The sequence below is a fragment of the Microbacterium hydrocarbonoxydans genome (genome assembly GCF_000956475.1).
Taxonomy (GTDB): domain Bacteria; phylum Actinomycetota; class Actinomycetes; order Actinomycetales; family Microbacteriaceae; genus Microbacterium; species Microbacterium hydrocarbonoxydans_A.
The window spans coordinates 199761-217649 of the sequence record NZ_JYJB01000006.1; the positions used below are offsets into that span (position 1 = coordinate 199761).

Here is a 17889-nt window from a genome sequence, read left to right on the forward strand (position 1 = left end):
TCGTGATGATCTCATTCCCGTGGCACGACCGTGCCCTCAGCCCGCGCGAGCGCGCCGCCGCACTGGCCGCAGAGCTGACCATCGAGGAGAAGCTCGCTCAGCTCGGTAGCTTCTGGGACCGCCCCGCGGGGGCCGGCTCCAGCGAGGACGGCGATGTCGCCCCGCTGCAGCACGCGTTCGACGAGGCCCGTCGGCCCTTCGACGAGGCCATCGCTCACGGCCTCGGCCAGCTCACCCGGCCCTTCGGCACAGCACCCGTGACTCCCCGGCAGGGAGCTTCGGCGCTGCGCGCGGCACAAGAGCGGATTGCGGCGGCATCCCGCTTCGGCATCCCGGCGGTCGCCCATGAAGAGTGCCTGACGGGCTTCACCGCCTTCGGGGCGACGGTGTATCCGTCTCCGCTCTCGTGGGGAGCCACCTTCGACCCGGATCTCATCAGCCAGGTGGGTGCGGCGATCGGCGCGGACATGCGCGCTGTCGGCGTGCATCAGGGGCTCTCGCCTCTGCTCGACGTGGTGCGCGACTATCGCTGGGGCCGTGTCGAGGAGACGATCGGCGAAGATCCCTACCTCGTCGGAACGGTCGGCAGCGCCTATGTGCGGGGCCTGCAATCGGCCGGGATCATCGCGACTCTCAAGCACTTCGCGGGATACGCAGCTTCCCGCGCGGGTCGCAACCACGCCCCGGTGAGCATCGGACCGCGCGAGTTCGCCGACGTCGTGCTGGCGCCGTTCGAGATGGCGATCCGCGGAGGCGGTGCGCGCAGCGTGATGAACTCCTACTCCGACATCGATGGGGAGCCGGCTGCGGCATCCGCTCTCCTGCTCACCCAAGTGCTCCGGGAGCAGTGGGGATTCGAGGGAACCGTGGTGTCGGACTACTGGGCGATCCCGTTCCTCGACATCATGCATAGGATGACGCCCGATCGCGCGGCCTCGGGGGCACTGGCGATGACCGCGGGCATCGACGTTGAGCTGCCGGACGCCGACGCGTATCGCCGCCTGCGGATCGCCGTCGAGCGGGGTGAATTCGATGAGGCCCTGATCGACCGAGCCCTCCTGAGGGTGCTCACGCAGAAGGCCGAGCTGGGCCTGCTCGACGCCCCGAGCGAGGACGCGCTCCCCGCTGCCGCCGTACCGGCCGAGCCCGATCGCGATCTCGACAGCGCGAGCAATCGGGCGCTCGCACGCCACGTTGCGGAAGAGGCGGTCGTGCTGCTTCACAACGACGGCACCCTTCCCCTCGGCGCATCGCAGCGCCTCGCTGTGATCGGGCCATGCGCCGCCGAGCCCCGCACCTTCCTCGGCTGCTACTCCTTCCCGAACCACGTGATGGCGCACCACGGTCCTCATCTCGGGATCGAGGTGCCCTCGCTCGTCGACGGCATGCAGGGCGAGTTCCCTGCGGCGGAGATCACGTACGCGCCCGGTGTTCCGATCCTCGCGGACGACATCACCGGGATCGCGCATGCCGTCGAAGCGGCCCGCGCCGCCGACGCAGTGGTGCTCGCAGTCGGAGACCTCGCGGCGCTGTTCGGCAACGGCACCAGCGGCGAGGGCTGCGATGTCGAAGATCTGCGGCTGCCCGGTCGACAGCACGATCTCGTGGAGGCGGTGCTCGCCGCCGGCACGCCGGTGGTGCTCGTCGTGAATTCCGGGCGCCCGTACGCCCTGGGGGCCTATGTCGACCGGTGCGCGGCCATCGTGCAGGCGTTCATGCCCGGTGAGGAGGGAGCCTCTGCGATCGCGGGGGTCGTCTCCGGGCGGGTGAATCCTTCGGGGAGGCTCCCCGTGGAGATCCCCCGTTCGCCGGGCGGTCAGCCGCACACCTACCTGGCGCCGCCGCTGGGGCACGCGAGCGACGGCATCTCGAACCTTGACACGACTCCGCTGTATCCGTTCGGATTCGGGCTGTCGTACACGTCGTTCGAGTTCGGAGATACCAGGCTCTCGGCGGATTCGATGACGACCGACGGCGCAGTCGAGCTCTCGGTGTCGGTGCGCAACGGCGGCGACAGATCAGGTGCTGCGGTCGTGCAGCTGTATCTGAGCGACCCGGTCGCCCAGGTGACGCGGCCGGTGCAGCAGCTCATCGGCTTCACGCGCGTGCCCCTGGAGCCGGGGCAGACGGCTCGCGTGCGCTTCGAAGTGCACGCCGATCGAACCGCATTCACAGGGCGGGGGCTGCAGCGGATCGTCGAACCGGGCGAGATCGTGCTGCGCGTGGGCCCGTCGAGTCGCGACACGGAGGCGGTGCGAGTGCAGATGACCGGCGACATGCGCGTCGTGCCGCGTCCGCACCTGACGACGCCCGTCTCGGTCAGCCGCTGACCACGCTTCGGGTCGCAGCTCGCGCCGCCTCATCGAGGAGAGCGGCACGAACTGCGACCCGACATGCCGGGGCTGGTCGATCGCCTCAGGCGAGCGCCGCGACCAGGGCTGCGGCGGCGGATGCCGACGACTGCGGGTTCTGGCCCGTGATGAGCTGTCCGTCGACCACGACGTGGTCGCTCCACGGCTCCGCCACGGCGATGTCGGCGCCGAGCTCGCGCAGCGAGGACTCGAGCAGGAACGGCGCGCGGTCGGCGAGGCCGCCGATGCGCTCCTCCTCGTCGGAGAAGCCCGTGATCGTGCGGCCGGCGACGACCGGGCGGCCCTCGGCGTCGCGCGCGGGGAGAAGAGCTGCGAGGCCGTGGCATACCGCGGCGAGCGGCCGTCCGCCGGCGATCGTCGCGGTGATCAGCGCTGCGGAGTCGGTATCCGTCGCGAGATCCTGCATCGGTCCGTGGCCGCCGGGGTAGTACACGGCGTCGTACGCCGCGGGGTCGACGGCGGCGAGCACGAGCGGGGAGGCGAGGCCGTCGATCGCGGCGATGGCATCGGCGTCGCCGTCGCGGAGACTCCCGGCGTCGGCGACCGGCGCGATGCCGCCGGGCGTCGCGAACGACACGTCGTGACCGGCGGCGGTGAGCAGTTCGTAGGGCGCGAGCAGCTCCTCGGCCCAGTAGCCGGTGGGGTGTGCGGTGCCATCGGCGAGGGTCCAGGTGCGGGCGGCGGTGACGACGAAGAGGACGTGGGACATGTCGGAACTCCAGTTCGGTGAGGTGTATCAGGGAGAACGGATGCCGTGACCGGGCGATTCCGATAGATTCACGATATGAGCGATCGGAATTCCGATGGGTTGCGCGACCTCGCGCTGTGGCGGACGTTTCTCGCGGCTCACCGTTCGGGCTCGGTCTCGGCGGCCGCTCGGATGCTGGGCCTGGCGCAGTCCTCGGTGACGGCCCAGCTGCAGACTCTGGAGCGGCACATGGGCGAGCCGCTGTTCGAGAGGCACGCGCGCGGCATCCGCCCGACTCCTCGCGCAGACGATCTCGCAACGCGGCTGGCCGGGCCTCTGGACCAGCTGGCTCTCATCGCCGGCGCTGAGGCGACCGCCTCCCCGCTGCGGCTCGGAGGTGCAGCCGAGTTCCTCGAGCGCGTGGCGATGCCGGCGCTGGCCCCCGCGATCGCCCAGGGGCTGCGTCTCGCCGTCACTCCCGGTCTCGCCGATGATCTGCTCGCGCAGCTGCGCACCGGCAGCCTCGACCTCGTGATCTCCGCGGTGCGCCCGCGCGGCCGAGGGCTGCCGGCCCCCGCTCTGTGCGACGAGGAGTTCGCTCTCGTGGCCGCTCCCGCACTGGGCATCGAACCCGCTGAGAGCCCGAGGCTCGAGCACCCGCTGCTCGCCTACGCGCACGACCTGCCGATCCTGCGCCGCTACTGGCGGCACGTGTTCGGTGAGCGGCTCGACCGCGAGCCCGACCTCGTGATGCCCGACCTCCGCGCGCTCGCCGCGGCAGCGGTCGCCGGGGCAGGCGTCACGGTGCTGCCCACCTATCTGATCGCCGACGAGCTGGCCGATGGGCGCCTCGTGGAGCTGCGCCCGACCGACGACCCGCCGATCAACACGCTGTTCCTGGTGCGCCGCCCCGGCCCCCCTGTCGCAGGAGTCGACGTGGTCGACCGGGCGCTGCGCGCCGCCGTCGCCGACTTCTGATCGGGTGACGTCAGCGGGCCAGCCAGTTGCGCAGCGAGCGCGTCACCCACGGCAGCACCCAGTAGGTCATGATCGGGGTGAGCACGAGCGTCGTGGCCAGCACGCGCAGCCAGATCGGCACGGCATCCCATCCGGGCACCGGACTCATCGCGTACGTGAAGGCGAGGTTCACGGGGAAGAACCCGAGCCAGATCGACACCGCCTGCTTCCACCGCGGGGGCGTGTGCACGACCGAGACGGTGGTCGTCGCACCGCTCGCGGTCGGCACGGTGATCGTGCCGGTCGTCGGCTCGTCGAACCAGCCCTCGATGCCCGAGCGGCGACGCGAGCGCTCGCTGCGGACGAAGCCCTCGCCCGTCGACTTCCACCATTCGCGCTCGGCCGACTGCTCCCACGCGTCGAGGGTCTCCTCGTTCGCGAACCGGTAGAGCATGTGCCACACGTGCGAGTCCTCGCCGGCGCGCACCCACCCCGACCCGAGGAATCCGGGGTAGCGGTTGGCGAGATTGACGCCGGTCTGCACCCACGCGGTCGCCTCGGCGATGCGCTCGGGGTCGACCTCGCGGCGGATGGACACGGTGATGGGTTCGCTGGACATGGTGGGTCCTCGGAGAGAGCAGGCGGCCCGGGTCGCGGGCGCGTCGAGATGGTCGGCGCCAGGGTCGCGGCGCACCTCGATTCTAATTCGGTTGCCGGCGGCCCTGCGGCGCCCGGCGGAGGGCGAGAATGGAGGCATGAGCACGCGCAGCGAAGCCGTCCTGATCGATGTCGTCCGCACCCCCGTCGGCCGAGGCAAGCCGGGAGGGTCGCTGTCGGATGTGCACCCTGTCGACCTCGCGGCGGGCGTGCTCGCGGCGGTGCTCGAGCGCAACGGCCTGGAGTCGACGCAGGTAGACGACGTGATGCTCGGATGCGTGAGCCAGGTCGGCGATCAGTCCATGAACATCGCGCGGCAGGCCGTGCTCGCGGCCGGATTCGACGAGCGGGTGCCCGCCACGACGATCGACCGTCAGTGCGGCTCGAGTCAGCAGGCCGTGCACTTCGCCGCGGCCGGCATCGCCGCAGGGCACAACGACATCGTGGTCGTCGGGGGAGTGGAGTCGATGAGCCGGGTTCCGCTGGGCGCCTCGGCCGCGGGCGGGTCGCCGATGTCGCCGCGGCTGCGGGAGCGATACCGGTCGGGGCTGGTGAACCAGGGGGTGAGCGCCGAGCTGATCGCGCACAGGTGGGGGCTCGGGCGCGACGCCCTCGACGCCTTCGCCGCCGAGTCGCATGCCCGTGCCGCGCGGGCCTGGCAGGACGGCTTCTTCGAGCGCACCGTGATCGCGGTGCCTGAGGCGCCGGATGCCGCGACCGACGAGACCGTGCGCGAGGGCACGACGGTCGACAGGCTCGGGGGGCTCCCTGCGTCCTTCCGCACCGACGCTCTCGCCGCCCGCTTCCCCGAGATCGACTGGCGCATCACGCCCGGCAACTCCTCGCCGCTCACCGACGGCGCCTCCGCCGCACTGCTCATGAGCGCGGAACGAGCGCAGCAGCTCGGCCTGACGCCGCGGGCGCGGTTCCGCGCGTTCGACGTCGTCGGCGACGACCCGCTCATGATGCTCACCGGCCCGATCCCGGCGACGCGTCGGGTGCTCGAGCGCTCGGGTCTCACGATCGACGACCTCGACGCCTACGAGGTCAACGAGGCCTTCGCCTCGGTGCCGCTCGCCTGGGCCGCCGAGCTCGGCGCCGATCCCGCCCGGCTCAACCCGCGCGGAGGCGCGATCGCCCTCGGGCACGCCCTCGGCTCATCAGGCACCCGGCTGCTCGGCACGCTGATCGACCACCTCGAGGCGACCGGTGGGCGCCTCGGTCTGCAGACCATGTGCGAGGGCGGCGGCATGGCGAACGCCATGATCATCGAGCGCGTGTAGCGGCGCGTCCGCCGACAGAGAAGACCCCCGCCGACCCGATTCGGCGGGGGTCTTGTGCGAGCCGTGAAGAAGGCCGCAGTGCGCGGATGCTGTGACTACCCGATCCGGTCCAAGCCTTCGTCCGCGCAGAAGCAGTTGTAGTCGGCGAACGTGTCCGGACGGTGAACGCCCGGCGAACTCGCCGTTCACTCGGGCAGCGGCAGGTCCGCCTGGGCGGTCGCGAACATCCGCCGTACAAGCGGACGCATCGGGCGTGAGAGCATGACCCCCATGCTTGCGCGCAGCAGGGCGGCCTGAAGCCGAGTCTCGGGAACCATGCGCTCGATGCCGCCGCCCATGAGGGTCTTGCCGTTCTCGGCGAACGGTGCGACATCTTCAGCGAATCGGGCGAGCGCGCCGTCGAGGTCGCCCCTGCCTGCGGCGATCCGCTCGGCGAGCAGCCACGCGCCGATCAGCGCGGTGGCCGTGCCCATGCCCGACATCGGCGACCCGCTCGAGCCGGCATCGCCGATCAGAACCACACGTCCGCTCACAGGGTTCGGCACGTCGATGCGCACGAGCTCATCGAAATAGAAGTCATCCGCGGCATCCATCGCCGCGAGGATCGTGTCGGCGTGCCAGCCGGCCCCGTGCAGCGCGCGGCGGATGAGCTCCTTCTGCGCCGCGAGATCTCCGCGCAGGGCAGGGTCACGGTCGATCCGCAGCGTGAGCATCGCCTTGGCCGTGGCCGGATCGAGGTCTGGGCGGATGCCGAACGTCGTCCCGGGCGTGAACCGCATCGAGAACCACCCTTCCTCGATGTCGTCCGGCGTCGGCATCGTGAAGAACGCCGCGTAGCCGCCGAGATAGGTGCGGAACTGCTCTTCGCCGCCGAACACGAGTCGTCGCGTCGAGGAGTGCACACCATCCGCGCCGACGACGACGTCGAAGCGCGCGGCATCCGCATGCTCGAAGCGCACGTCCACGCCGGATTCATCCTGCGAGACCGCGATGATCCGGTCGCCGTAGCGCAGATCGAGCAGTCCGTCCGCTGCGGCCACCAGCTCACGCCGCAGCACGGCCGCGAGGTCGCCACGGGCGATCTCGACTTCGGCGACCGCGCCCTTGCCGTCGAAGGCCTCCATCGACATGCGGCCGAACACGCGGCCCCGCCCGTCGACATACGAGAGTCCCTTCTCGTGCACACGGTACGGCTCGATCGCCTCGGTCAAGCCCATGCGGGCGGCGACGTCGCGGCTCGCTCCGCGCAGATCGACGGCCTGGCCTCCGGGTCGCGGGCCTGCGGCCTGTTCGACGATCGTGGTGCGGATGCCGCCGCGCACAAGCTGCAGCGCGAGGGCGAGTCCGGCGATGCCCGCGCCGGAGATCAGGATGTGGGTCGTGGGGGTGCTGCTGGTCATCGGATGCTCCCGTGGTGAATTGAACATTTGTCTCACACAGATGTCTAACACAGGACTTGCACATCTGTCTAATACGAATGTCTGAGAATCCGATAGGCTCATCGCATGGGAAACCGCGAAGACCTGCTGGCCGGTGCTCGCCGAGCGATTCTCGAGCGAGGAGTGGCCAAGGTCACCGCTCGCGACATCGCGGCGGAAGCGGGCGTGAGCCTCGCCGCGATCGGCTACCACTTCGGCTCGAAGGACGAGCTGGTGACGGCCGCGCTCCTCGAGTCGGTCGGCGACGGCATCGGCGACGGCATGGAGGCGATCGTGGGCGAGACCGCTGCGCTGCCGATGCTCGACGGATTCGCTCAGCTGTGGGATCGCATTCCCACCGTGTTCGCCGAGAACCGCGAGGCCCTGCTCGCCAGTCTCGAGAACACCGTGCGCGTCCTGCGCGACGCCGATGGCGCACGTGCACTCGGCGACGCGGCCGAGCAGGGGTATCAGGGCATCGCCGAGCAGCTGCGGGCATCTCACCCCGAGCTCGACGACGCGCAGGTGCAGGCCGTGGCCAAGCTCGACTTCGCCCTCGTGCAGAGTCTCGGCATCATGTGGCTCATGAACCCGCAGTCGCTGCCGAGCGGCGCCGAGCTCGCCCTCGCAGTCACCGCACTCGCTCGGGACTGACACGAGCGGCACCCCGCCCACACGTTCTGGAAGCGCTTGCGTAAAGGGAGGTGCGGAACGCCAGCAACGCGCATATCGAGCGAGATTCTGACTGGAAGCGCTTGCAGAACCTCTCGGCCAACTGATAACTTCACGAGCACAGCATCCGGGCACGTCGCCGTGCCCTCCCACCTCCCAGGGAGCACTCGTGTCGAAGACGACCAACACCCGCCGCACAGCCGCGTTCACCGCGGCCGCGCTGATCGCCACCGCACTGGCCGCCATCGGCACCGCCCCGGCATCCGCCGCGGAGCGAACGGCTGCCCTCGTTGGCGACCTGCAGTCCGAACTCGGCTGCGCCGCAGACTGGGCACCCGACTGCACCCAGACCGAGCTCGCGCCCACGGGTGCGGCCGGCATCTACAGCGCGGCCTTCGAAGTGCCGGCCGGCACCTACGAGTACAAGGTCGCCCTCAATGACAGCTGGGACGAGGCCTACGGACTCGACGGCGGCGGAGACAACATCCCGCTGACGATCGCCGGCCCCGCGACTCTGCGGTTCACGTTCGACGACAACATCCACCGGGTCGGAGTCGAGGTCGAAGACCTCCGCGCCGGTTACACGAGCGAAGACGATGCGCTCATCTCGAAGCCCGTGCGCCAGACCGGCGCGGGCGAGCAGTTCTACTTCGTGATGACCGACCGCTTCGCGAACGGCGACACGTCGAACGACACCGGCGGTCTCACGGGTGATCGCCTCACCACCGGCTTCGACCCCACGGACAAGGGCTTCTACCAGGGCGGCGACATCGCCGGCATCCGCGACAACCTCGACTACATCGAAGGCCTCGGCACGAGCGCGATCTGGCTGACCCCGAGCTTCGCGAACAAGCCGGTGCAGGGCGAGGGGGCGAACGCGAGCGCCGGCTACCACGGCTACTGGGTCACCGACTTCACCCGCATCGACCCGCATCTCGGCACCAATGAAGAGCTGCAGGCGCTGATCGCCGACGCGCACGCCCGCGGCATCAAGGTCTACTTCGACATCATCACCAACCACACCGCCGACGTCATCGACTACGCGCAGAAGAAGTACGACTACATCGACCAGGCGACGAGCCCGTACAAGGATGCGAACGGCACGGCGTTCGACCCGGCCGACTACGCCGGCACCGGCGACTTCCCGACGCTCGACCCCGCCACGAGCTTCCCCTACACGCCCGTCGTGACCGACCCCGACGCCAAGACGCCTGCGTGGCTCAACGACCCCACGCTCTATCACAACCGCGGCGACTCGACCTGGTCGGGAGAGTCGGTCACCTACGGCGACTTCAGCGGCCTCGACGACCTCATGACCGAGAACCCGACCGTCGTGAACGGCTTCGTGCAGGTCTACGACAAGTGGGTCGACCTGGGCATCGACGGCTTCCGCATCGACACCGTCAAGCACGTGAACTTCGAGTTCTGGCAGCAGTTCGCCACCGAGGTGCTCGACTACGCGCACTCCAAGGGCAACGACGACTTCTTCATGTTCGGCGAGGTCTACGACGCCGACCCCGTGAAGCTCGCACCCTACGTGCGCGACACCGACATGAACTCGGTGCTCGACTTCACGTTCCAGTCGTCGGCCGTCAGCTACTCCTCCGGGAACTCGGCCAAGGGGCTGCAGAGCCTGTTCGCAGGAGACGACCGCTACACGACTTCCGACACGAGCGCCACGGCGCTTCCCACCTTCCTCGGCAACCACGACATGGGCCGGGTCGGATCGTTCCTGCAGAACACCGACAGCGCTGTGCAGCGCGACGAGCTCGCGCACGACCTGATGTTCCTCACGCGCGGTCAGCCCGTGGTCTACTACGGCGACGAGCAGGGCTTCGCCGGCCCCGGCGGTGACAAGGACGCGCGGCAGACTATGTTCGCATCGCAGGTGAGCGACTACGCGAACCAGAAGCTCGTCACCGGAGAGCAGGCAGGCTCGGTCGACCGCTACGGCACCGACGGCGAGCTCTACCAGCACATCGCCGGCCTCTCGGCCCTTCGCGAGAGCAACCCCGCGCTCGTCGACGGCGCGCAGATCGAGCGGTACGCGGCATCCGGCGCCGGCGTCTACGCGTTCTCGCGGGTCGACGCCTCCGACAAGGTCGAGTACCTCGTCGCCGTCAACAACGCCACGAGCGCGCAGACCGTCGACCTCAAGACGCTCACCGCCGACGCCGGCTACAGCGTGCTCTACGGCGACGGTGCGGCGCTGACGACGGATGCCGGTGCCGCCACCAGCATCACCGTCCCGGCTCTCTCGGCTGTCGTCTGGAAGGCCGACAAGACCGTCACGGCACCCGCCGAGGCCGCTCCCGTCACGATCAGCGTGCCCGCGGCCGGAGCCGGCGTCACCGGTCAGTCCGCCGTGCAGGCGACCATCGCCGACCAGTGGACGCAGACGAGCTTCGCCTACCGCGTCGCCGGCGGCGACGAGTGGCACGCTCTCGGCACCGCTGAGGACACCGACCCGCGCGTGTTCCACGACATCGCGGGTCTCAAGAAGGGCACCCTGGTCGAGTACCGCGCGGTGACGACGGATGCCGCAGGCCACCACTCCGCAGCATCCACCTTCGCCTCTGTCGGCAACGCCGTCACCCTCACCGCGCCCGAAGAGCCCGAGTCGCCGATCGACATGGTCACCGTGCCGGGCAGCCTCAACTCCGAGATGGGCTGCGCGGGCGACTGGGATCCCGCGTGCGAGAAGGCGAAGCTCACGCTGCGCGCCGACGGCGTGTGGGCCGGAACCTTCGATCTCCCCGCCGGCGACTACGAGTACAAGGCCGCGATCAACGGCAGCTGGGCCATCAACTACGGCGCGAACGGCGTGCCGGACGGATCGAATGTCTCCGTGCATCACGCCGGCGGCCCGATCACCTTCTACTTCGACCCGCGCACGAACATCGTGCAGTCCACGTCCGAGGGCCCCATCGTGACGCTGCCCGGATCCGAGCAGTCGGAGCTCGGCTGCGCGGCCGACTGGTCGCCCGACTGCCTGGCCACGCTGATGGCCGACGGCGACCGCGACGGCGTGTACGAGTTCGCGACCGACGAGCTGCCGACAGGCGCCTACGAGCTCAAGGTCGCGCACGGCCTGAGCTGGACCGAGAACTACGGCGCCGACGGCGCTCCGGGAGGCGCGAACATCTCGTTCAGCGCGACCGAGGGCAAGGTCACCACGTTCCGCTACACGCTCGCGACCCATGTGCTCGAGATCGTCAGCACCGACCCGCCGCTGCCCGGCACCGGCGAATCCCGCGCGCACTGGATCGACGCGGCGACGATCGCGTGGCCTGCGAACCTGGGCACGACCGACAAGGCCGCGTATCAGCTGTACTCCTCGGCCGACGCCTCGCTCGCGGTGACCGACGGTGAGGTCGCCGGTGGCGACCCGATCGCGTTGAGCGTGATCGACGGCGGCCTTACCGATGCCCAGCTCGCGCAGTTCCCGGCTCTCAAGGGCTATCTTGCGCTGAAGGTCGACGGAGCGGATGCCGCGGCCCTCGTGCGCGCCCAGCTCGCCGTCGCCCAGCGCGACCCGGCCGGAGCGCTCACGGCCTTCACGGGCGTGCAGATCCCGGGGGTGCTCGACGATCTCTACGCGAACGCGCTCGAGAAGGTCGATCTCGGCGTGACGTTCACGGGCAAGAAGCCGACCTTCCGCCTGTGGGCGCCGACCGCGCAGAGCGTGAGCCTGCTCACCTGGGCGGCAGGATCGTCCGGAGACCCTCAGCGTCACGACGCGACGTGGGACGCGGCATCCGGCACCTGGACGGTCAACGGCGACAAGGGCCTCAAGGGCGTCGAGTACCTGTGGGAGGTGACGGTCTTCGCGCCGAGCACGGGCAGGATCGAGACCAACCAGGTGACCGACCCCTATTCGGTCGCCCTCACCCCGAACTCCGAGCGCTCGGTCGCGATCGACCTCGACGACAAGGCGTGGAAGCCCAAGACGTGGCAGAAGACCGCGTCGCCGTCTGTCGCGAAGTCGGTGGACCGCGCGATCTACGAGCTGCACATCCGCGACTTCTCGATCAGCGACGAGACGGTGCCAGAGGACGAGCGCGGCACCTACCTGGCATTCACCGAGAAGAGCGCCGGAACCGATCACCTGCGTGAGCTCGCAGACGCCGGCATCAACACCGTGCACCTGCTGCCCTCGTTCGACCTCGCCACGATCGAGGAGGACCGGGCGGCGCAGGCCACCCCCGACTGCGACCTCGCGTCGTTCGGGCCGGCATCCGATCAGCAGCAGGCCTGCGTGCAGGCCACAGCCGACGAGGACGGCTTCAACTGGGGCTACGACCCCTACCACTACTCCACGCCCGAGGGCTCGTACGCGGTCGACGCGAACGGCGGGGCGCGCGTGAGCGAGTTCCGTTCGATGGTCGGCTCACTGCACGAGATGGGTCTGCAGGTCGTGCTCGACCAGGTGTTCAACCACACCGCGGCATCCGGCGAGGCCGACACCTCGGTGCTCGACCAGGTCGTGCCCGGCTACTACCACCGCCTGAACGCCGCGGGTTCGGTCGAGACCTCGACCTGCTGCCAGAACGTGGCCACCGAGCACCTCGCGGCGCAGAAGCTCATGGTCGACTCGATCGTCACCTGGGCGCGCGACTACAAGGTCGACGGGTTCCGCTTCGACCTCATGGGGCACCACTCCACGACCAACATGCAGGCGATCCGCGACGCGCTCGACGCACTCACCCTCGAGGAGGACGGCGTCGACGGTTCGAAGATCTACCTGTACGGCGAGGGCTGGAACTTCGGCGAGGTCGCGAACAACGCCCTGTTCGAACAGGCCACGCAGGGGCAGCTCGGCGGCACCGGCATCGGCACGTTCAACGACCGCCTGCGCGACGCCGTGCACGGCGGCAGCCCCGTCGACGGCACCTCGACCTTCCGTCAGGGCTTCGGCACCGGTCTCGGCACCGACCCGAACGGCGATCCGATCAACGGCACGACCGAGCAGGCGCTGGCCGACCTCGGCCACGAGACCGATCTCGTGAAGCTGGGACTCGCGGGCAATCTGCGCGACTTCACGTTCATGACGAGCGACGGGCAGATCACCGCCGGCGAGGACATCGACTACCGCGGATCTGCGGCCGGCTATGCCGACGAGCCGGGCGAGGTCATCAACTACGTCGATGCGCACGACAACGAGACGCTCTACGACCTCTCGGTGTTCAAGCTGCCGGTCGGCACCTCGATGGCCGACCGGGTGCGCATGAACACGCTCGAGCTCGCGACAGTGACCCTGTCGCAGTCGCCCTCGTTCTGGCACGCCGGCACCGAGCTGCTGCGTTCGAAGTCGCTCGATCGCAACAGCTACAACTCGGGCGACTGGTTCAACCGCATCGACTGGACAGGTCAGGAGTCGACGTTCGGCTCGGGCCTTCCGACCGCGGCGGACAACCAGGAGAAGTGGCCGCTCATGGCGCCGCTGCTGGAGAACCCGGCCCTCAAGCCGGGCGCTGCCGACATGGCGGCGGCCGAGGCATCCGCTCTCGATCTGCTCCGCGTGCGCGACGAGGTCGACCTGCTGCGCCTCGGATCGGCGGATCTCATCGAGCAGAAGGTGACCTTCCCGAACGGAGGAGCGGATGCCGCGCCCGGCGTGATCGTGATGCAGATCGACGACCTCGTCGGTGACGACGTCGACCCCGAGCTCGACGGTGCGCTGGTCGTGTTCAACGCCTCGCCGTCCGCCGCGACCCAGACGGTGTCAGGGCTCGCCGGCCGCTCGTTCGCGCTGACCCCGGCGCAGGCGAACGGATCGGATGCCGTGGTGAAGACCACGACGTGGGATGCCGCGACCGGCACGGTCACGGTACCCGCCCGCTCGGTCGCCGTGCTCGTCGACGACCAGGGCGGACCCGCTTCAGCGGCCGCCACGGTGCACCTGTCGACCGACAAGGTCCTCCAGGGCAGCGTGCTGACGGCGGTGGTGCGAGGGCTCGCCGCGAGAGAGCAGATCGCGGCGACGCTGCACAGCGACCCGATCGAGATCCACGGCATCCCCGCCGCCGGCGCCGACGGGACCGTGAGCTTCGACGTCGCGATCCCCGCCGGTTTCGCGCCGGGAGCACACACGCTCGTGATCACCGCCGAAGGGCGTGAGCCGGTCAGCGCGACGCTGACCGTGGTGGCGCCCTCAGCGGGATCGGCGGTCGCCGGCGCCGGTTCCGCGCCGGCGGGTCTCGCCTCCACGGGGGCGACGCTTCCCTGGGGCCTTGCGCTCCTCGCGGCGCTGCTGCTGGTCGTCGGCGGGATGCTTCGGGTCCTGCGCCGTGGTTCGCTCGGGGGCTGATCCCGGCAGGCGGTCTGACGGCGCCTGACCTCCCGGCATCCGACTTCTCCTGCACCTAGGGCGGTTGTCGGGAAGTCATCCACAGGTCGCGGATTTCCGCGGAGGCCACGTCGGCGGATGCCGCATCATCGGGGCATGACAGACGCGACGACCCCGCTGAAAGACCGTCCGCTCGAGACCGGCGAAGACCTGCGCTCACTGATCGAGCTCCTCCTCGACCGCGCCAGCCGGCGTCAGATGTGGCTCATGTTCATCGATGACCGCGGCTGCCTCGGCGACCCGCTGATGCCCATGGACGACTATCCCGACGACCCCACTGTCATGACCCGCACCGACGATCTGGGCGAGGTCGATCACGCGACCCTGCTGATGCACCGCATCGGCATGCTGCGCGAGATGACCGGGAACGCCGCCGTCGTGCTCGTGTGGGAGCGCCTCGGCTCGAGTGTCGTCGGCGTGGAGGACAGGGAATGGTCGCGTGCGATGCTCGACGCTGCGGCCGCACTCGATGTGCCGCTGCGCGCCCAGTTCGTGCTGCACAACAGGGGCGTGCGCGCTCTGCATCTCGGCGACCTGACATGAGGGGCGGCGCGGGAGCGCACGCAGAAGCGCCGGCTCCGACATGCGGAACCGGCGCCTCTCCGATCTGTCGCTCGGGGTCAGCCCGCGCGAGGTGCCGTGACGGTGATGAGGGCAGCCGTGTCGCCCTGCATCGACTTCTTCACGGTGACGACCGTTCCGTAACCCACACCCGCGTCGGCCGGGTTACCGGTGCCGAGCACGGTGAACCCGAGGTCGAGCCCGTACGCGTCGGTCGCGGGAGTGCCGTCGGGGTTCACGACTCGCGTCGAGTAGGGCGTGCCGTTCACCGAAGGCACGACGACCGAGGAGTCGCGCAGGCGGTTCAGCAGCTGGCCGCCCCGCAGCTCGATGCCGGCGACCCAGCCCTGGTCGTCCGTGAACGTGCTCACAGGCGCCTGCGGGGCGAACGTCGTGCACGCCTCGTTGGCGAGGTTCGCGTCGACCAGGCAGTCCTTGAACGACGCGGTCGGCACGAGACCGAACGCGGCGTTCGACGACTGCGCGCGAGTCGAGACGTTCTTGAGCGTCGACGGGTCGAGCGCCGCCTCAGCGCCCGTGCGGCGCAGCGGATCGAAGTGGCTGTCCACGAGCAGCAGGCCGCCCTTCGCGCCGTAGCTCGGCAGGTTCGTGAGGTTGTCGGCGACGTGGTTCACGACGTCGTTGGCGTCACCGTAGGCGGTGTCGCGGTACCAGACGAGTGCGCCCGGTGCGTTGTACGGCACCTTCTCGACCTTCCAGCCTTCCTCGGAGTACACCGTCGTGTAGCCGTACTTCAGGCCCTCGTCGAACCCATCGGTGTTGCGCCACTCGACCATGTAGAACTGCGCCTTGATCTGGGTGCCACTGTCGCGGTGCCAGCCGGCGCCGCTCGTGTCTGTCCAGCTCACGTCCGTCGCGGTCCAGCCGTTGTCGCCCGACTCGACGTCGTCGGTCCACACCTCGGCTCCCGCGCTGGTCAGCGCGAAGTCGTCGGAGAACCACCCGCGATCCTCGAACGCGGCATCCGTCGCCTGGCGGAGGCGGAGCTGGATGCTCTGTCCCGCGTACGCCGAGAGGTCGACGTAGTCGTGACGCCAGCCGCCCGAGTCTCCCGTGAGACCGTACTTCTTTCCGCCGAAGTCCGCCATGCGCCCGTTCGGGTCGGAGTAGCCGTCGTCAGTCGAGACCAGGGAGCCTGCCTCGTCGTAGACCTTCTGCTCGGTCCAGGTGCTGCCGCCGTCGGTCGAGACCTCGACGAAGCCGTAGTCCCAGTCCTCCTCGATCGTGTAGTCGTTCCACATCCAGAACTTCGCATCGGCCGGCACGGAGTCGATCGTGCGGGTCAGGCGCGCGTCCGCCCAGCTCTGATCGGCGCCGGAGTACCACATCTCCGCTCCGCTGTGCGGTTCGGACAGCACGATCTTCTTGTCCGGCAGGTTGATCTTGATGCCGTCCTGGGTGCCCTTCTTCGGGCGCGACGCCTGGCCGACCTTGATCGTCGTGGGGTCGTCGCCGGGGTTCACGACCTGCGGGTCGACCCAGCCGAGGATCCACTTGTCCCAGATGCCCATGTGCGTCGGCATCGACTGGAAGATCGGGCCGGAGTGCGAGCCGGAGCTCATCAGATCCCAGAAGTCGACGTCGGAGTTGCCGTTGTTCGAGGTGTCGTACAGGTCGGGAAGACCGAGGTCGTGACCGTACTCGTGCGCGAACACGCCGACACCCGAGTCCTCGGGCTGGATGATGTAGTTCGAGATCTTCAGGTCGGTGCCGGGGATGACGGCGCCGCCCGCGACGGCCGACGAGTGGGCCCAGATCGCGTAGGTGCCCTCCTTGCCGCCGCCGCCCGACTTGTCCTCGCCCGCGTGCACCAGCACGACGTGGTCGATCACTCCGTCGGGCTCGTTGACGTTGCCGTCGCCGTCGCGGTCGCCCTGGTCTTCGATGTCGTAGTCCGCCCAGGGGAAGTCCGGGTTCGCCGCCGCGACAGCCGCGACCGCGTCGATCGGAAGCTGGCCGGGTCCGAGCGGGTTGTCCGGGTGGCCCTGCTGGTCCTGCATCGGACCGGCTTCGTACTCGCCCTCGTCGTTCAGGTGGCAGACGGTCGCGCCGTAGTAGCCCTCGGAGTGCGGCACCGACACCCACGCGGTGGCCTCGCCCGTGAGCGTGTACGCGCCGCGGGACATCTCCTCGTACATGTTCTTCATCGTGTAACCCGAGATGTCGAATCCGGGCTGCCCGTCAGGGCCGGTGAGGTCGGTGCGCACGCGCTCGGTGATGCCGTCTTCCGAGAACAGCATCTTGTTGTAGTGCTCGGACGAGAAGTCCGCCACCCACATGCTGTTGTTGTCGGGCTGCGCCACGGTGGCGGGGTTCGGGATGTTGTTGTGCAGGGTGGGGCCCTGCACACCGCCTGGCATGCAGGTCGTGGCGCCGAACTCTGTGGGCACGTAGACGTCCGAGAAGTCGTCCGTGCCGTCGAACTCGACGAGGATCGTCAGCAGCTTCGCCTGCTGCGTGGTCTTGGAGTGCTTCAGCGCCTTCGGGCTCTTGCCCGTCTTGATCGACTGCGCCTCGGTCTTCGCGAGCTGCCTCGCGGCGACCGGATTGCCCTGAGCGAACTTCTCATCGTTCTTCTCGGCGCGCTCCAGAGAGCTGCCGCCATACGGGCCCCTGGCGCTGCCGCTGGTGATCGCGGAGTCGTCGGATGCCTCGAAGGCACCCTCTGCGCGGGGCGACACGTAGTTGATGTAATACTCGTCGGCGCCGATCGTCGCAGGCGCCTGCGGGGCATCGGCGTCGGGTGGGGCCGCGGTGGCGGAGCCGGCTCCGAGCGTCACGAAACCGGTGGTCACCAGCGCGAGCGCGGTGGTCGTCGCCAGAGCACGTCGTCGTGCTCGAGTCGTACGTTGAGACATGTTTCTCCTTTTCGCGCGCATCGGAGCGAAAGGTCGCCGCCACGATGCGATCG

10 protein-coding genes are annotated in these 17889 nt (G+C 69.4%); 6 read left to right on the top strand and 4 right to left on the bottom strand.

The window, feature by feature from the left end:
- Positions 1-5 precede the first annotated feature (5 nt).
- On the top strand, positions 6-2330 hold the full coding sequence (locus tag RS84_RS04480; RefSeq protein WP_045256555.1) for a glycoside hydrolase family 3 N-terminal domain-containing protein: 2325 nt from the start codon (positions 6-8) through the stop codon (positions 2328-2330).
- An 85-nt stretch (positions 2331-2415) separates the two neighbouring features.
- On the opposite strand, the gene RS84_RS04485 is transcribed toward RS84_RS04480, so the two are convergent.
- Positions 2416-3081: a type 1 glutamine amidotransferase domain-containing protein gene (locus RS84_RS04485; RefSeq protein ID WP_045256556.1), complete on the bottom strand. Its 666-nt coding sequence runs from the start codon at positions 3079-3081 to the stop codon at positions 2416-2418.
- 75 nt (positions 3082-3156) lie between these two features.
- Here RS84_RS04485 and RS84_RS04490 point away from each other — a divergent pair, with 75 nt between their 5' ends.
- The gene (locus RS84_RS04490; RefSeq protein WP_045256557.1) at positions 3157-4038 is read left to right on the top strand and encodes a LysR family transcriptional regulator; all 882 of its coding nucleotides are present in this window, start codon (positions 3157-3159) and stop codon (positions 4036-4038) included.
- 10 nt (positions 4039-4048) lie between these two features.
- On the opposite strand, the gene RS84_RS04495 is transcribed toward RS84_RS04490, so the two are convergent.
- Positions 4049-4636 (bottom strand): antibiotic biosynthesis monooxygenase, encoded by a 588-nt coding sequence (locus tag RS84_RS04495; RefSeq protein ID WP_045256558.1) that lies wholly within the window; start codon positions 4634-4636, stop codon positions 4049-4051.
- 136 nt (positions 4637-4772) lie between these two features.
- Between RS84_RS04495 and RS84_RS04500 the strand changes: the two genes are divergently transcribed.
- Positions 4773-5957 (top strand): thiolase family protein, encoded by a 1185-nt coding sequence (locus RS84_RS04500; protein ID WP_045256559.1) that lies wholly within the window; start codon positions 4773-4775, stop codon positions 5955-5957.
- Between the two features lie 185 nt (positions 5958-6142).
- On the opposite strand, the gene RS84_RS04505 is transcribed toward RS84_RS04500, so the two are convergent.
- Complete coding sequence (locus RS84_RS04505; RefSeq protein WP_045256560.1) at positions 6143-7357, bottom strand: FAD-dependent monooxygenase; 1215 nt, start codon at positions 7355-7357, stop codon at positions 6143-6145.
- 105 nt (positions 7358-7462) lie between these two features.
- Between RS84_RS04505 and RS84_RS04510 the strand changes: the two genes are divergently transcribed.
- From RS84_RS04510 to RS84_RS04520, 3 genes are all read left to right on the top strand, one after another.
- Positions 7463-8029, top strand: coding sequence for a TetR/AcrR family transcriptional regulator (locus tag RS84_RS04510; RefSeq protein ID WP_045256561.1), 567 nt, complete (start codon positions 7463-7465; stop codon positions 8027-8029).
- 187 nt (positions 8030-8216) lie between these two features.
- A complete protein-coding gene (pulA, locus tag RS84_RS04515) occupies positions 8217-14357 on the top strand; it encodes a pullulanase-type alpha-1,6-glucosidase (RefSeq protein ID WP_082062036.1) in 6141 nt (2046 codons plus the stop codon).
- A 135-nt stretch (positions 14358-14492) separates the two neighbouring features.
- Positions 14493-14939, top strand: a complete 447-nt coding sequence (locus RS84_RS04520) for a hypothetical protein (RefSeq protein WP_045256562.1) — start codon at positions 14493-14495, stop codon at positions 14937-14939.
- Between the two features lie 77 nt (positions 14940-15016).
- Here RS84_RS04520 and RS84_RS04525 read toward each other — a convergent pair whose 3' ends face one another.
- Positions 15017-17836, bottom strand: a complete 2820-nt coding sequence (locus RS84_RS04525) for an immune inhibitor A domain-containing protein (protein ID WP_045256563.1) — start codon at positions 17834-17836, stop codon at positions 15017-15019.
- Positions 17837-17889: the final 53 nt, after the last annotated feature.

What these genes read in the sequence shown, in the direction of transcription:
- RS84_RS04480 (WP_045256555.1), top strand. Translation starts at nt 6, where the DNA reads ATGATCTCATTCCCGTGGCACGACCGTGCCCTCAGCCCGCGCGAGCGC.
- RS84_RS04485 (WP_045256556.1), bottom strand. Translation starts at nt 3,081, where the DNA reads ATGTCCCACGTCCTCTTCGTCGTCACCGCCGCCCGCACCTGGACCCTC.
- RS84_RS04490 (WP_045256557.1), top strand. Translation starts at nt 3,157, where the DNA reads ATGAGCGATCGGAATTCCGATGGGTTGCGCGACCTCGCGCTGTGGCGG.
- RS84_RS04495 (WP_045256558.1), bottom strand. Translation starts at nt 4,636, where the DNA reads ATGTCCAGCGAACCCATCACCGTGTCCATCCGCCGCGAGGTCGACCCC.
- RS84_RS04500 (WP_045256559.1), top strand. Translation starts at nt 4,773, where the DNA reads ATGAGCACGCGCAGCGAAGCCGTCCTGATCGATGTCGTCCGCACCCCC.
- RS84_RS04505 (WP_045256560.1), bottom strand. Translation starts at nt 7,357, where the DNA reads ATGACCAGCAGCACCCCCACGACCCACATCCTGATCTCCGGCGCGGGC.
- RS84_RS04510 (WP_045256561.1), top strand. Translation starts at nt 7,463, where the DNA reads ATGGGAAACCGCGAAGACCTGCTGGCCGGTGCTCGCCGAGCGATTCTC.
- RS84_RS04520 (WP_045256562.1), top strand. Translation starts at nt 14,493, where the DNA reads ATGACAGACGCGACGACCCCGCTGAAAGACCGTCCGCTCGAGACCGGC.
- RS84_RS04525 (WP_045256563.1), bottom strand. Translation starts at nt 17,836, where the DNA reads ATGTCTCAACGTACGACTCGAGCACGACGACGTGCTCTGGCGACGACC.